This window comes from Pantoea sp. Cy-639 (genome assembly GCF_011752525.1).
Lineage (GTDB): Bacteria > Pseudomonadota > Gammaproteobacteria > Pseudomonadales > Pseudomonadaceae > Aquipseudomonas.
In genome coordinates, this window is the sequence record NZ_VWXI01000006.1 from 168611 (window position 1) to 183915 (window position 15305).

At 60.1% G+C, this 15305-nt stretch carries 13 protein-coding genes; 10 read left to right on the forward strand and 3 right to left on the reverse strand.

Annotated elements, in window-relative coordinates; translation table 11 throughout:
* Positions 1-159: 159 nt before the first annotated feature.
* The 4 genes from F3J43_RS10050 (at position 160) to F3J43_RS10065 (ending at position 4241) form a co-directional block, all read left to right on the forward strand.
* Positions 160-1322, forward strand: a protein-coding gene (locus tag F3J43_RS10050) for an IS3 family transposase (RefSeq protein ID WP_166885327.1) whose coding sequence is annotated in 2 segments (ribosomal slippage) — positions 160-415 and positions 415-1322 — 1164 coding nt in all. Because the reading frame shifts where the segments join, the coding sequence is not laid out codon by codon here.
* Positions 1323-1368: 46 nt separating this feature from the next.
* Positions 1369-2256 carry an RHS repeat-associated core domain-containing protein gene (locus tag F3J43_RS10055; RefSeq protein ID WP_166885329.1) on the forward strand — a complete coding sequence of 296 codons (888 nt, stop codon included), beginning with the start codon at positions 1369-1371 and terminating at the stop codon, positions 2254-2256.
* Between the two features lie 226 nt (positions 2257-2482).
* Complete coding sequence (locus F3J43_RS10060; protein WP_166885332.1) at positions 2483-3277, forward strand: RHS repeat-associated core domain-containing protein; 795 nt, start codon at positions 2483-2485, stop codon at positions 3275-3277.
* 148 nt (positions 3278-3425) lie between these two features.
* Positions 3426-4241 carry an RHS repeat-associated core domain-containing protein gene (locus F3J43_RS10065; protein ID WP_286184438.1) on the forward strand — a complete coding sequence of 272 codons (816 nt, stop codon included), beginning with the start codon at positions 3426-3428 and terminating at the stop codon, positions 4239-4241.
* A gap of 143 nt (positions 4242-4384) precedes the next feature.
* On the opposite strand, the gene gbca is transcribed toward F3J43_RS10065, so the two are convergent.
* The gene (gene gbca, locus F3J43_RS10070; protein WP_166885336.1) at positions 4385-5677 is read right to left on the reverse strand and encodes a glycine betaine monooxygenase oxygenase subunit; all 1293 of its coding nucleotides are present in this window, start codon (positions 5675-5677) and stop codon (positions 4385-4387) included.
* 298 nt (positions 5678-5975) lie between these two features.
* Between gbca and gbcB the strand changes: the two genes are divergently transcribed.
* Both gbcB and F3J43_RS10080 read left to right on the forward strand, forming a co-directional pair.
* Positions 5976-7076, forward strand: coding sequence for a glycine betaine monooxygenase reductase subunit (gbcB, locus tag F3J43_RS10075; protein ID WP_166885339.1), 1101 nt, complete (start codon positions 5976-5978; stop codon positions 7074-7076).
* A gap of 217 nt (positions 7077-7293) precedes the next feature.
* Positions 7294-8109 carry an RHS repeat-associated core domain-containing protein gene (locus F3J43_RS10080; protein WP_166885341.1) on the forward strand — a complete coding sequence of 272 codons (816 nt, stop codon included), beginning with the start codon at positions 7294-7296 and terminating at the stop codon, positions 8107-8109.
* Between the two features lie 53 nt (positions 8110-8162).
* On the opposite strand, the gene F3J43_RS10085 is transcribed toward F3J43_RS10080, so the two are convergent.
* Entirely contained in the window at positions 8163-9788 is a 1626-nt protein-coding gene (locus F3J43_RS10085; RefSeq protein WP_166885343.1) for a methyl-accepting chemotaxis protein, read from the reverse strand.
* A gap of 277 nt (positions 9789-10065) precedes the next feature.
* Here F3J43_RS10085 and F3J43_RS10090 point away from each other — a divergent pair, with 277 nt between their 5' ends.
* The 3 genes from F3J43_RS10090 (at position 10066) to F3J43_RS10100 (ending at position 12695) form a co-directional block, all read left to right on the forward strand.
* Entirely contained in the window at positions 10066-10296 is a 231-nt protein-coding gene (locus F3J43_RS10090; protein ID WP_166885345.1) for a hypothetical protein, read from the forward strand.
* Entirely contained in the window at positions 10293-10595 is a 303-nt protein-coding gene (locus tag F3J43_RS10095) for a cell division protein ZapA (protein WP_166885347.1), read from the forward strand. Before F3J43_RS10090 ends, F3J43_RS10095 begins: the two co-directional genes overlap by 4 nt.
* A 162-nt stretch (positions 10596-10757) precedes the next feature.
* Positions 10758-12695: a methyl-accepting chemotaxis protein gene (locus F3J43_RS10100; RefSeq protein WP_166885350.1), complete on the forward strand. Its 1938-nt coding sequence runs from the start codon at positions 10758-10760 to the stop codon at positions 12693-12695.
* A 64-nt stretch (positions 12696-12759) separates the two neighbouring features.
* Here the strand turns inward: F3J43_RS10100 and F3J43_RS10105 are convergent, their stop codons facing one another.
* On the reverse strand, positions 12760-13800 hold the full coding sequence (locus F3J43_RS10105; RefSeq protein WP_166885352.1) for a threonine aldolase family protein: 1041 nt from the start codon (positions 13798-13800) through the stop codon (positions 12760-12762).
* A 244-nt stretch (positions 13801-14044) separates the two neighbouring features.
* Here F3J43_RS10105 and F3J43_RS10110 point away from each other — a divergent pair, with 244 nt between their 5' ends.
* On the forward strand, positions 14045-15298 hold the full coding sequence (locus tag F3J43_RS10110) for a serine hydroxymethyltransferase (protein WP_166885354.1): 1254 nt from the start codon (positions 14045-14047) through the stop codon (positions 15296-15298).
* The last annotated feature ends 7 nt before the right edge of the window (positions 15299-15305 follow it).

Genomic DNA, 15305 nt, shown 5'->3' on the forward strand with positions numbered 1-15305 from the left:
GATAAGTGCGTGAAAGCAAGGTGACGCCTAGTATTTTTGTCAGTAGTCAGCCCCTCCGGCCAGGGCCACAATCGAAGCCACATCCTGCTGGCCGGTGTAGTGGTCTACTAACCCCGGACACCTTTTTAGGCGAGTATGATCGCCATACAGAGGTGTTCGATGAGCAGACAACGACGTACTTTCACTCCGACCTTCAAGCGTGAGGCTGCCTGCCTGGTGCTCGATCAAGGCTACAGCCATGCCGAAGCGGCCCGTTCGCTGGGTTTGGTCGAGTCGGCACTGCGCCGATGGGTGCATCAGCTTCAGCAGGAGCGCGACGGCGTTACGCCGGCCAGCAAAGCGTTGACGCCAGAGCAGCAAAAAATTCAAGAGTTGGAAGCCCGGATCACGCGCCTTGAACGCGAGAAATCGATACTAAAAAAGGCTACCGCGCTCTTGATGTCGGAAGATCTCGAGCGTACGCGCTGATCCGCCAGCTCAGCGATCATGAGCCCGTTGATTGTTTGTGCGAAGTATTCGAAGTTACTCGCTCAAGTTACTACGCATATCGTCACAGAAGGCGAACTCCGGACGTTGAGCGACTGCGGTTGCGCAGTCGAGTGAATGAGTTTTTCACGCGAGGTCGAAGCGCGCCCGGCAGCCGTACCATCATGGCAATGATGCAAGAAGAGGGTGAGCAAATCGGGCGGTTCAAGGTGCGCAGCCTGATGCGTGAGCTGGCGTTGATCAGCAAGCAGCCAGGATCACATGCGTACAAAAAGGCCACAGTGGAACGGCCAGATATTCCGAATACCTTGAACCGAGCGTTTGATGTCGAAGCGCCAAATCAGGTCTGGTGTGGAGACATCACTTACGTCTGGGCACAGGGCAAATGGCACTATCTAGCAGTTGTCCTGGATCTTTATGCACGCAGGGTGGTTGGCTGGGCCTTATCAGAAAAGCCGGATGGAGGCCTGGTGGTCAAAGCGCTGGATGTCGCTTACGAACAACGTGGAAAGCCTCAAGGGTTACTGTTCCACTCCGATCAGGGATCGCAATATGGCAGTCGCCAGTTCCGCCAGAGACTGTGGCGCTACCGCATTCGCCAGAGCATGAGCCGCCGAGGCAACTGCTGGGATAATGCACCGATGGAGCGAGTATTTCGCAGCTTGAAATCAGAGTGGATACCGACCACGGGCTACATGACCGGGCAGCAAGCTCAACGAGACATTGGCCAATACCTGATGAGCCACTACAACTGGATTCGACCTCATCAGTTCAACGATGGACTGGCTCCAGCGAAAGCTGAAGAAAAACTCAAAACCGTGTCCGGGATGAGTTGACCACTACACGGATAACTTGGACCTCAAACAATTTAGGAGTTATCCCATGGCATTGACACAACTGCTGATGACGGATTTGCTTCTGAGCCCGTTTGCTTCTCGAGTTACGTCTGGCCCGATGTTTGCCGCGTACTCGCCCTATGGCGATCACCGTGCGCCTACTGGTTTCACGAAAGTTGGCTTCACAGGTCAACTGCGCGAGCTGAAACCAGATATTTATTTGTTTGGTAATGGGTATAGAGCGTACAGCCCGGTGTTGATGCGCTTTCTTTCGCCGGATAGATTGAGCCCGTTCGGTGCTGGCGGCAGGAACGCTTACGCGTATTGTCAGGGGAACCCTGTCACTTTCCATGATCGAAGTGGTAGGTCATTTTTTTCGGCGCTTATTAGCGCGTGGAATTCGATTTCTTCACACACCGCCAATCTTCTGGGTTCCTCTGCGCCCGCTATTGGAAACGTGAGCGCCGCTATTGGGTCACGTTACAATCCTGAAACCACCAACCCTTTGCGAACAGTATCTGGAGTCGCTGAAACAACTGCCTCAGTGGTCGCAACCAGCGCTTTCTTTTTAGGTTCAGATCCTGTGATGAATACGGCGAATACGATAGCTGGCAGCATATCAATAGCTAACTCAGGCATGAATTTAGCCTCTGATTTTAGCCAGCCGCGTGCCAATATGGGCACTATTCCTGAAGGTATCGTCATTGATATTGGACCTGCCCAAGATCCTGGTGAGCAACGACCGTTGACCCAGGCCTACAATCGGCAGAACTCGGCCCTGAGTGGTGCTGAGGCCAATATTTTAAGGCAGGAGCTGGAGATCGCCAAGGCCGAAGCAACCAGTTGGGAGGCTCGAGCGTTAGCTGCTGAACAACGGCTTTCCCGTGTTCAGCAGAAAACCACTATTGCGCTTGAACGTATTCGGGGTGGCTGAAAGTTAACTCAACGTCGGCCATCTGCTGCAACAATGTTAGATATGCGGTTGCAGGCTGCGCGGTGACTGGCGTGGATGATTTTGACAGTGGCGTGCGCTCCGCTCCCCGGACACGATCGACGCTTGGTATTTTTGATAGTTGTCAGCTCCATGGGCCTAGGACAGGATCGAACCCATACCTTGCTCGTCTATTAACCTGGACCGCAAAGAATCGAGGGTTTGGCTTATGGGGCCGACACAGCTGCTGATTACGGATCTGCTCAAAAGCCCGGTTGCTGTTCGGTCTGCATCCGGCCCCATGCCCGTGGCGTACGTGCCCTATGGTTACCGACCTCTGTCTACCGGCTTCACGAAAATCGGTTTCACTGGCCAGCTGTTGGAGCTACGAGGGGGCCATTACCTGCTAGGCAATGGATACAGGGCTTACAATCCGGTACTGATGCGATTTCACTCACCAGATCATCTGAGTCCGTTCGGGCGGGGAGGCATCAATGCTTATACCTACTGTGAAGGTGACCCAGTCAATTGGCGGGACCTGTCTGGACGAAACAGAAAAAAGGCTTCTGGCAAGTCTGTCAGTTTGTCTTTGAGTAAAAAAAGCAAGACTGGGGATCTGTCGAGCGGAGAGCGCATATACTTAGAAAGAGTCTATGAGCCAGGTGTAAAAAGACGCAAGTATGAAGGACATTTGACCGCGCTAAGCACTGCAATAGACGATACCGAGAGACTCATTAACGCTCAACGCTCACCTAGAGGAGAGCCGCACTCCGATAAAAGCTTAAAACGTCTTGTTGAACTTGCGCAGCTAACAGTTGAGAGGGCGAAATACACTGATGCAATTACAAGGATTGAGAGGGAAATTGAAAAATCAAAGCGGAGCTTGTTGTATGGCGTTGATGCTATTCCGCAGGTTGACGCTCTGGATATTGATCTGGGATATGATCAGGCCATTCGGGGTATTGAGATGCGAGGTGATGATGATCTCCCTCCAGCCTACTCCTGGCGCGCTGGGTCATTCTGAATGCTTCTATAGTTCATCAACTGATTTGGTGACTGCGAACGCTTAAGTTTTCAAGATTCTCTAAATTCAACCCAGTAGTGACAATCGAGATCGTGGGAGTTCAGTGGCAAAGACTGAACCACGAGTAATCATGTCTATGGAGCCTACCATGCCCCACTCATTATCGATTTTTCAGTCAGACCGACAGTCCAGCGTGATGGCTTCGAGAGTGGACGGCGTACAACGATCAATTCAATACACTCCTTACGGTCATGCTAATCTTCCTGGGTTATCAAGGGCGGTTGGATATGCTGGGCAGTTGCGCGAGAAAAATTTTGGCTGGTATATGTTGGGGAACGGTTATCGCATTTACAATCCAATAATCATGCGCTTCCACTCGCCAGATCGCCTCAGCCCGTTCGAACGTGGAGGTGAAAACCCATACACGTATGTCGATAATGATCCGATGAACTTTACTGATCCGGATGGGCTATCTAAGCAGATGTGGGTGGTCGCTTCAACCGTTGGGCTTGCGAAGTCTGGAGTCGGGTTGATCCATAATGGAATTAAGTCGATAAAAAGTATGGGTTCAGCTCTTTCCTCTGATTCTTCAGTAGATCGCACCAAGGTAGTCATGGATGCGGCAGGCTATACACTTAAAGCCACCGGGGAATCAATTTCTTTTGTTGCGAGTGCTGTGAAACTATCGAAGTCGCTCAGAGAGATAGATCCAACCTATGCTGGGGTAGATGACAGTGCGAGTGATTTCGGTCTAGTCATCGCCTATGTGACCGGTCAAGCGTTAGCTGGAGTTGGAGAAACCTTGTTATTAGGCATGACAGTTACCGATCTTCTTCGCCGTTTTGTCAGGAGTGATGGAGACGCGGCGCATGCACATCAAGAACAAGTCAACCAGAAATTACTCCAGTGGGGCCCTGGCGAGCAGCAAATGTCACGTGACAATGAGAGAGGTTCCAGTCAATAAATGAGTAATGTCAGAACGAGAAATGACTGAAATTTTTAATCGTAAAAACTTTGCTTTTTGCCGTGGTTCTGATAGTGGCTCATGAATAGGGCTGATAGCACACCGTCAGCCATGGCGAGCGGGCGGTGTGCCTTGTACAGTGCTTATTGCGCCTGCACTTCCTTCAGGTAGCTTGCTGGCTCTGCCCCGAGGTTGTGCAGAACTCGCTGACTGTACCAGTCAATGAAGTTTACAACGCCAAATTCGTAAGTCTTCGAGTAGGGACCAGGCTGATACGCCGTGGAGTTGATTCCCCGCTGGTTCTCTTCCGCCAGTCGCCGATCCTGGTCATTGGTTGCATCCCACACCTTGCGCATGTCCTCGGGGTTGTAGTCCACCCCCTCCACTGCATCCTTGTGCACCAGCCACTTGGTGGTGACCATGGTCTCCTGCGCGCTGATCGGCCACACGGTGAACACGATCATGTGGTCGCCCATGCAGTGGTTCCACGAATGTGGCAGGTGCAGGATGCGCATCGAGCCCAGGTCCGGGTTCTTGATCCGGCCCATCAGCTTCTTGCACGCCACCTTGCCGTCCAGGGTCATCGACACGGTGCCCTTGAGCAGCGGCATGCGCACGATGCGGTTACGCAGGCCGTGGCTCTTGTGCAGGTATGGAATCTTCTCGGCTTCCCAGGCGGCGGCCGAGGTGGCGACGTGGTCCTTGAATTCCTGGCTGGCGCGCGGGTCGTTGGTGTCGTCCCACTCCAGCAGGGTCTTGAGCAATTCCGGGTGCGAGCCGTTGCAGTGGTAGCACTCGCGGTTGTTCTCCAGCACCAGCTTCCAGTTGGCCTTTTCCATCAAGGTGGTCTGCACCGCCACCTTGGTGTTCTCCATGTCGTACGGTTCCATGTAGTGGTCCAGGGTGGCGAGGAACTCGTCGATGGCCGGAGGGTTCTCGGCCAGGCTGATGAAGATGTAGCCACCGGCGACCTTCACGTTCACCGGCTTCAAGCCGTACTGGTTCATGTCGAAATCGACGCCCATCTCGGTGCCGGCGAACAGCAAGCGGCCATCGAGCTCGTAGGTCCACTGATGGTACGGGCAGACCAGCTTGGCCACCTTGCCCTTTTCGCTGACGCAAAGGCGCGAACCGCGGTGGCGGCAGACATTGTGGAAGGCGTGCACCTTACCTTCGGCGCCACGTACAACGATGATCGGGTTCTTGCCGATCTGCAGTGTGAGGTAGTTGCCCTTGGCCGGGATCTCGCAAACCAGGCCGGCGATCAGCCATTCCTTGTGGAAGATCTCCTGCATGTCGATCTGGAACAGGCGCTCGTCGCAGTAGAACGGCTGCGGCAGCGAGTAGGTGCGCTCGCGGGTCTGCAGCATCTCGGCGGTGGCCTTGCGTGCAGGTTCCAGTGGATCGCCCAGGCTCAGGGTTGCGGTGACGTCCATCGTGTGGTCCTCGGGGCCGCATGCGGCCGGCAAAAGGTGGCTAATCGTTGTTGTTGTGCCGCAAGGCTGTCTGCCAGAGGAAACAGCAGTGGGTGGTGCCGAGGAGTGTGCGTTCGGGCACTGAAACGACCATGCCCATGGGCGACATGGCCGAATCGAATTCCGACGCGCCAGCCCCTGTAGCGCGGGGCTGGTCGCGATAAGCACGCCGATGTCGCGGATGGGAATGTACGGCGGCGGCGGGATGCGCATTATCGGAGCCATAAGAAAGGCCGACAGTCGGCTGCTGGAGATGAACATGTCCGATACCTTCCTCAATCCGGTCACCACCCAGACCTGGGCCAATGGCCGCCACATCGTGCGCTGCGTCAAGGTCATCCAGGAGACCTGGGACGTGCGCACCTTCTGCTTCATGGCCGACCAGCCGATCATGTTCTTCTTCAAGCCGGGGCAGTTCGTCACCCTGGAGCTGGAGATCGAAGGCAAGCCTGTGATGCGTTCGTACACCATCTCCAGCTCGCCGTCGGTGCCCTACAGCTTCTCTATCACGGTCAAGCGGGTGCCGGGCGGGCTGGTGTCGAACTTCCTCCACGACACCATGCACGAAGGCGCAGAGTTGCCGGTACACGGGCCGGTGGGGCTGTTCAACGCCATCGACTTCCCGGCGCAAAAGCTGCTGTACCTCTCCGGCGGCGTCGGCATCACCCCGGTGATGTCCATGGCCCGCTGGTTCTACGACACCAACGCCAACGTCGACATGGTGTTCGTCCACAGCGCACGCTCGCCGAAGGACATCATCTTCCACCGCGAGCTGGAGCAGATGGCCTCGCGCATTCCCAACTTCAGCCTGCACATCGTCTGCGAGAAACACGGGCTGGGCGAGCCGTGGGCGGGGTATCGCGGCTATTTGAACCAGCGGCTGATGGAGCTGATCGCGCCGGACTATATGGAGCGGGTGATCTTCTGCTGTGGCCCGACGCCCTACATGAACGCGGTCAAGCGCATGCTCGAGGCGGTCGGCTTCGACATGCGCAATTACCACGAGGAATCGTTCGGCGCGACACCGGCGGAGGCCAAGGCCGACGCCGTGGAGCAGGCGGAGGCGGCGGCCGATGCGCCGGACGTGGACGTGGCCGATCTCAACCTGGTGGAGTTCGTCGGCAGCGACAAGAGCATTCGCGTGGCCCCAGGCGAGACCGTGCATGCAGCGGCGGCCAAGGTCGGGCTGATGATTCCCAAGGCCTGCGGCATGGGCATCTGCGGTACCTGCAAGGTGCTCAAGCTCGGCGGCGAGGTGGAGATGGAGCACAACGGCGGCATCACCGAGGAGGATGAGGCCGAGGGCTACATCCTGTCATGTTGCAGTGTGCCGAAGGGGGATGTGCGGATCGAGTATTGATCCGTCAGGAGCGCCGTGGGCAGGTCCGCTCCGGTGCCATGCAGGATGATTGCGACTTTAGCGTCTTGCGCGACAGCGCAATCAGCTGGGCGTGTACTGGCGTGAAGATATTGGCGAGCTGTCTGCTGAGCTCGCCTACCTGGTAACTTTGGCAGTTACATTACTGTTGAGCTGTTAGCACCATGCCGGGTATGACACTTCAGTAAGGTTCACCGTCATGTTGACCACTTGCTTGCTTGTCTGTGATCAGCAGAAGACGCCGCTCGGTAGCACCCGCTTTGCCAGCTGTGGCTACACGCCCTATGGATCGCTTCCTTCACACGACGGGCCGAAGGTCGCCTTCTGCGGCCAGGTGCGTGATAGGTGGAAGGATCTTTATCACCTTGGCAACGGCCACCGTGTCTACAACCCGGCCCTCATGCGCTTCCAATCGGCTGACAGGCTCAGCCCGTTCGAGGCGGGAGGTCTGAATGCTTACGGTTACTGTATCGGTGACCCGGTAAACCAGACCGACTCGAGCGGCAAAGCGCCAACCCCTGTATCTCGACGGCCAGGCATGTCCCAGCCCCAGGCTGGTGTGACGTTCGGAGCAGTGCTGAGCGAAGTGACGCCCATCGTGGCTATCAGTACCGCAGTGCTCCAGACGCTGAATGATGTTTCGAACCGGTACACCCAGTCGGCGGGCAATTACAAACCACTCTCTGCGTCGAAGCAGACAGGGATTGCGATCGCCTTCTGGGTCAGCGTTTCCAAGGCCGCTGGAGTGGCAGGGCTATTCGAGGTACCAACCGATGTTGTCACTAGCGCGTCGCTGGTGAGCACTGGCTTGAACTACTGGGAAACGACGCGGGATATCTATCAGCGCATGCGCTCATCGGAGGCTAGTGTCGTCGGTATGTTGGCCACGACTGCCTACCAGGTTACGGGTGCGAAGGTGGTCGTGGACCAGTTGAGGAGTAAGGGCGAGCAGATACGGGGCAGTGAGTATGAGTCTTTAGCGGGTGCTAATCGATTGGAGATGACGTTCGACTGACCGGCCCCTTGTGCTGCAGGCTGGCATTGGCTGCCAGCCTGCAGCACAAGGGTTCAGGTACGGAACCGCGCCACCAATCCATTCAGATCCACCGCCAGCCGCGACAGTTCGGCACTCGCCGCGCTGGTCTGGTGGGCGCCTGTGGCGCTCTGCACCGACAGGTCGTTGATGTTCACCAGGTTGCGGTCCACCTCGCGGGCCACCTGGGCCTGCTCCTCGGCGGCACTGGCGATCACCAGGTTGCGTTCGTTGATCTGCGCCACCGCGCCGGCGATGGTGTCCAGCGCCAGGCCTGCGCCACGGGCGATGTTCAGGGTCGACTCGGCGCGCTCGGTGCTGGTGCGCATCGAGTCCACGGCCTGTTCGGTGCCGCCCTGGATGCTGCCGATCATCCGTTCGATCTCGCTGGTGGACTGCTGGGTGCGGTGAGCCAGGGCCCGCACTTCGTCGGCGACCACGGCGAAGCCGCGGCCGGCTTCACCGGCGCGAGCAGCCTCGATGGCGGCGTTGAGCGCCAGCAGGTTGGTCTGGTCGGCCAGGCCGCGGATCACGTCGAGCACCTTGCCGATATCCCGGGACTGCTCGGCCAGGTGGGCGATCAGCTTGGCGGTGGCCTGCACGTCGCCGCTCATGCGCTCGATGGCGCCGACGGTCTCCATCACCAGGTCGCGGCCATCGCCGGCCGAACGGCTGGCTTCGCTGGATGCCTCCGAGGTGCTGACCGCGTTGCGTGCCACTTCCTCGACCGCGCTGGTCATTTCGGTGACGGCGGTGGCGGCCTGCTCGATCTCATTGTTCTGCTGCTGCAGGCCACGGGCGCTTTCGTCGGTGACACTGTTCAGCTCTTCGGCGGCCGAGGCCAGCTGGGTGGCGGAGCCGGCGATCAGTTGCAGGGTGTCGCGCAGCTTGTCCTGCATCTTGGCCATGGCCTTGAGCAGACGTGCGGCCTCGTCGGTGCCGTCGGCATGGATGCTGTGGGTCAGGTCGCCTTCGGCGATCTGCTCGGCGGCCTTGAGCGCCTCGTCGATGGGCTTGACGATGCTGCGGGTAAGCAGGAAGGCGAACAGCAGGGTCAGCACGGTGGCCGCGACCAGCAGTCCGATCACCAGGGCGAAGGCGTGGTGGTACTGGCTGGCGGCTGCATCGTTGGTGGCGGCGGTCTGCTCGGTGTTGATGCGCACCAGGGTGTCCATCAGCTTGTTGATCTGCTCGGAGTTGTCCAGCAGCTCGCTGTTGAGCAGGTCGCGCAACTCGTCGACGCGCCCGGCCTGGCTCAGGCTGCGCATGCGCGCCTCGAGCTGGCGGTACTGGTTGAGCAACTGGGTGTACTGGTTGAGCGCGGCTTTCTCGTCGGCGGCGCTGACCAGCGGCTCGTAGATGCGGCGGGCCTTGTCGATCTGCGCATTGCGCTCGTCGAGCAGGCGCAGGGTTTCCTGTTGCGTGGCCGGCTCGCGGTTGAGCAGCAGGCGGTAGGAGAGGGTCCGCAGGCGCAGGTTCAGCGCGGTCAGTTCGTCGAGGGTCTTGATGCTTGGCACGCTGACCTCTTCGATGATCACGCCGGCCTGACGGATGTTACCCATCTGGATCAGCGAGAAGACGCCCAGGCCAAGCATCAGCAGGCCGATCACGGAAAACCCGAGCAAGGCGCGCGGGGCGATATTCATGTTGCGTAGGGACATGGAGGCGGTATCCAGGGCAAGTAGAGGAGGCGCGGTCCATGCGACGAAAACAGATCTGCCTGCCTATCGGTCGCGCCCGGCGACTCTTTAGGGCAGAAAGATGAAATTGTGAGGCAGCTATCTAGTTTCCTGACCAGCGGTTGACCCAGGTCGGAACAAGGCGGGGGTTCCCCTGTCAACCTGACCAGGTAAAAACCTTTTGAATCCTATATTTAATGGCGGGGGCGCGGCTTTTTCCTTATCGTGTGCGCCCTTTGCAACAACCCGAGATAGACGCATGTTGGAAACTTCCCTGAATCAACTCGAGCAACTGGTCAGCGACCTGATGCACAAGAACGCGCAGCTGACCGAACAGAACGCCAGCCTCAGCCAGGAACTGGCCCAGTCCAAGGAAGAGAACGACAGCCTGCAGTTGTCCCTGATGGAACAGGAAGAGAAGCACGGCGCCACCGCCGCGCGCATCCAGGCCCTGGTCGATCGCGCCAGTGCAGGTGTCGTAGGCGCATGAGACTGCAAGCGCAGCCGATCAATGTCGTGTCGATCCTGGGCAACGACTACTCGATCAAGGCGCCCGAAGGCCAGGAAGAGACCCTCTCCCAGGCGGTGCGCATGCTCAACGTCGCCCTGGCCGAGACCAAGCGCAACTACCCGACCCTGATCGGTGACAAGCTGCTGGTGCTGGCGGCCCTGAACCTGTGCTCCAAGCAGATCGAACTGCAGCACGAGCACGCCCGGACCCTCGAGCGCACCCAGGCGCAGATCGACGCCACGGTCGACGCCATCAGCAAGGCCGTTTCCGACGTCTGAGCCGGCTCATCGCGGGGCAAGCCCGCTGTCACGTCGCAGCAAATGGCGTGGCAGCGGCCTTGCCCCGCGACGAGGGCGATCCTTCTTGCTAGCGATCGCTGGAACAACTGGATACTTGAGTGTATACACTTCCTGAAAACAATAATTATCAGGGAGCGGCACATGCGCATCTGGCGGCGGAGCATCCAAGGGCAATTGATCGCGAGCATGGGCGCCGCCCTGCTGGCGAGCATCCTGGTGGTGGCGGTGATCTACACGATGGCGCTCAACCGCCTCACCGAGCGCTATCTGGTCGACACGGCACTGCCGACCAGCATCGAGGCGATCCGCAACGATATCGAGCGCATGCTGGGGCAGCCGCTGGTGGCCGCTGCGGACATTGCCGGCAACACCCTGCTGCGTGACTGGCTCGCCACCGGCGAAGACCCTGCCGAGCTGCCGCGCTTCATCGAATATCTAGACGCCGCCAAACAGCGTAACCATGCCTTTACCACGCTGTTCGCCTCTACCGTGAGCGGCAACTACTACAACGAAAAGGGCCTGGATCGTACCCTCAGTCGTGCCAACCCCAAGGACCAGTGGTTCTACGGCTACATCGACAGTGGCGTCGAGCGCCTGCTCAACATCGACATTGACGGCTCCACCGGCGAGCTGGCGTTGTTCATCGACTACCGCGTGGAGAAGGCCGGCCAGCTGGTGGGCGTGGCCGGCATGGGCCTGCGCATGACCGAACTGTCGGCGTTGATCCACGACTTCAGCTTCGGCGAGCACGGCAAGGTCTTCCTGGTCCGCAATGACGGCTTGATCCAGGTCCACCCGGACCAGCAGTTCAGCGGCAAGCGCCAACTCGCCGAGCAACTCGACGCCGAGGCGGCCAAGGCCGTGATGAGCGGCGGCGATGCCCTGCGCAGCACCCGCTTCAGTCGCGACGGCGAGGCTTACCTGGCCCTTGGCCTGCCCCTGCGCGATCTCAACTGGACGCTGGTTGCCGAGGTACCGGAAGCCGAGCTGTATGCCCAGGCGCGCCAGGCCATCTGGCAGACCTGTCTGATCGGCGGCGCCGTGGCGTTGCTGTCGCTGCTGTTGGTGGTGCTGCTGGCGCGCGGGCTGGTGCGGCCGATTCGCCAGGTCACCGCGGCATTGGTGCAGATCGGCAGTGGCGCGGGCGACCTCAGCCATCGCCTGGATGATTCGCGCCAGGACGAACTGGGTGACCTGGCCCGCGGCTTCAACCGTTTCCTCGACAGCCAGCGCGACCTGATCGGTGAAGTGTTGCGCACCACCGAGCGTCTGCACCTGTCGGTGGAACAAGTGACCCAGGTGGTGGACAACACCGCCGAGCGTTCGGGCCGCCAGCAGGAAATGACCGAGATGGTCGCCACTGCCGTGCACGAGATGGGCCTGACCGTGCAGGACATCGCGCAGAACGCCGGTTCCGCTGCGCACGCCTCGCAGACGGCACGTGACGAGGCGTTGCAGGCACGGGAAGTGGTGCATCGCTCGATTCACAACATCGAGGGCATGTCTGGCGAGATCGGCCGCGCGGCAGAGGCGGTCACCCAGCTGGCTGACGAGGTCGCTTCGATCGACGAAGTGCTGACGGTGATCCGCAGCATTTCCGAGCAGACCAACCTGTTGGCGCTCAATGCCGCCATCGAGGCGGCCCGGGCCGGCGAGATGGGGCGTGGCTTCGCCGTGGTGGCTGACGAGGTACGCACCCTGGCGCGGCGGACCCAGTTGTCCACCGACGAAGTGCAACAGATGATCCAGCGCCTCAAGCATGGTGCAGGTGCGGCAGTGGCGTCGATGCAGGCCGGGCGCGAGGCGACCGGCAACGGTGTCGAGTCGAGCCAGCGCACGGGCGCCTCGCTGGGGGCGATCACCGACCAGGTCGAGCGCATCAGTGGCATGAACGAGCAGGTGGCCACGGCGACCGAGGAGCAGTCGGCGGTGACCGAGGAGATCAACCGCACGGTGCAGGGTATTTCCGACCTGGCACGGCAGACGGCGACCGAGGTGCAGGGATGTCGCGAGGAGTGTCAGGCGCTGCGAGGATTGGCCGATGACCTGGCACGGCAGATGGGCGGATTCAAGCTCTGAGTGTCCTTTTCGCTGATGCGAGCAGCGTGGGAGCGGACCTCGCATGAGGCCGCTCAGGTAACGCTCAGGCGCCGACGATGGCGCGGATATCGGCGGCCAGCTCTCGCACGCGCGCTTCCTGGGTATCCCACGAGCACATGAACCGCGCGCCGCCGCTACCAATGAAGGTATAGAAGCGCCAGCCCTTGTTGCGCAGGGCTTCCAGCGCCGGTTCGGGCATCTGCAGGAACACCCCGTTGGCCTCCACCGGGAACATCAGCTCCACCCCGGGCAGGTCGCTGACCAGCGATGCCAGCAACTGCGCGCAGTGGTTGGCGTGCCGGCCATGGCGCAGCCAGGCGTCGTCTTCCAGCAGCCCGACCCACGGTGCCGACAGGAAACGCATCTTCGAGGCCAGTTGCCCGGCCTGCTTGCAGCGGTAGTCGAAGTCCTCGGCCAGCTCGCGGTTGAAGAACAGGATCGCCTCGCCTACCGCCATGCCGTTCTTGGTGCCGCCGAAGCACAGCACATCGACGCCGGCCTTCCAGGTCAGCTCCGCAGGGCTGCAGCCGAGGAACGCGCAGGCATTGCTGAACCGCGCACCGTCCATGTGCAGGTTCAGGCCCAGCTCCTTGCAAGTGGCGCTGATGGCCTTGAGTTCGTCGGGGCGGTACACCGTGCCCACCTCGGTGGCCTGGGTGATGGTCACCACCCGCGGCTTGGGGTAGTGGATGTCCTGGCGCTTGAGCGCCACCTCGCGGATCGAGGCGGGAGTCAGCTTGCCGTTGACGCTGGCGGCGGTCAGCAGCTTGGAGCCGTTGGAGAAGAACTCCGGCGCGCCGCATTCGTCGGTTTCGACGTGGGCGGTCTCGGAGCAGATCACGCTGTGGTAGCTCTGGCACAAAGAGGCCAGGGCCAGGGAGTTGGCCGCGGTGCCGTTGAAGGCGAAGAACACTTCGCAGTCGGTCTCGAACAACTTGCGAAAGTACTCGGCGGCGCGTTCGGTCCACTGGTCATCGCCGTAGGCGCGTTCGTGGCCCTGGTTGGCCTTTTCCATCGCGGCCCAGGCTTCGGGGCAGATACCGGAGTAGTTGTCGCTGGCGAATTGCTGGTTGTTGTTGGTCATGACGCCTGTCCTTTTTACGACGCAGGCACGCACTCTAAACCATCGATTCGGCGGTTGCCTATACAGGTGATCCGAAGGCTGCGCCGCTCCCTCGTTGTTTGCCACCGCGTCTCGAGCAATGTCGTAAACGCGCCATTGCAAGGCGCGCGCAGGCATCTGTGCCCCCCGGCCCGGCCATACCATCGGCGCAAAGGGTGAGAAGACCCTCACTAGACAAGAAACGATCGCTGCCGGGAGATACACGATGTTCAGCAAGCAAGACCAGATCCAGGGTTACGACGATGCACTGCTGGCGGCGATGAATGCCGAAGAGCAGCGTCAGGAAGATCACATCGAGCTGATCGCCTCGGAGAACTACACCAGCAAGCGCGTGATGCAGGCCCAGGGCAGCGGTCTGACCAACAAGTACGCCGAGGGTTATCCGGGCAAGCGCTACTACGGTGGCTGCGAGCACGTCGACAAGGTCGAGGCGCTGGCCATCGAGCGCGCCAAGCAGCTGTTCGGCGCCGACTATGCCAACGTCCAGCCGCACTCCGGTTCCTCGGCCAACGGCGCGGTCTACCTGGCCCTGCTGCAGGCCGGCGACACCATCCTCGGCATGAGCCTGGCCCACGGCGGCCACCTGACCCACGGCGCCAAGGTGTCGTCCTCGGGCAAGCTGTACAACGCCGTGCAATACGGTATCGACACCAGCACCGGGCTGATCGACTACGACGAAGTCGAGCGCCTGGCCGTCGAGCACAAGCCGAAGATGATCGTTGCTGGCTTCTCGGCTTACTCGAAAACCCTCGATTTCCCACGTTTCCGCCAGATCGCCGACAAGGTCGGCGCACTGCTGTTCGTCGACATGGCCCACGTCGCCGGTCTGGTCGCCGCTGGCTTGTACCCCAACCCGATCCCGTTCGCCGACGTGGTCACCACCACCACCCACAAGACCCTGCGGGGGCCGCGTGGCGGCCTGATCCTGGCCAAGGCCAACGAAGAGATCGAGAAGAAGCTCAATGCCGCCGTGTTCCCTGGTGCCCAGGGCGGCCCGCTGATGCACGTGATCGCCGCCAAGGCAGTGTGCTTCAAGGAAGCGCTGGAGCCCGGGTTCAAGGCCTACCAGAAACAAGTCATCGAAAACGCCCAGGCCATGGCCCAGGTGTTCGTCGATCGTGGTTATGACGTGGTCTCCGGCGGCACCGATAACCATCTGTTCCTGGTCAGCCTGATCCGCCAGGGCCTGACCGGCAAGGACGCCGACGCCGCCCTGGGCCGCGCGCACATCACCGTCAACAAGAACGCCGTGCCCAACGACCCACAGTCGCCGTTCGTCACCTCGGGCCTGCGCATCGGTACTCCGGCGGTCACTACCCGCGGTTTCAAGGTCGCGCAATGTGTAGCCCTGGCCGGCTGGATCTGCGACATCCTCGACAACCTCGGTGACGCTGATGTCGAAGCCGATGTGGCGAAGAACGTCGCGGCCCTGTGCGCAGATTTCCCTGTCTACCGCTGAGTGGAGT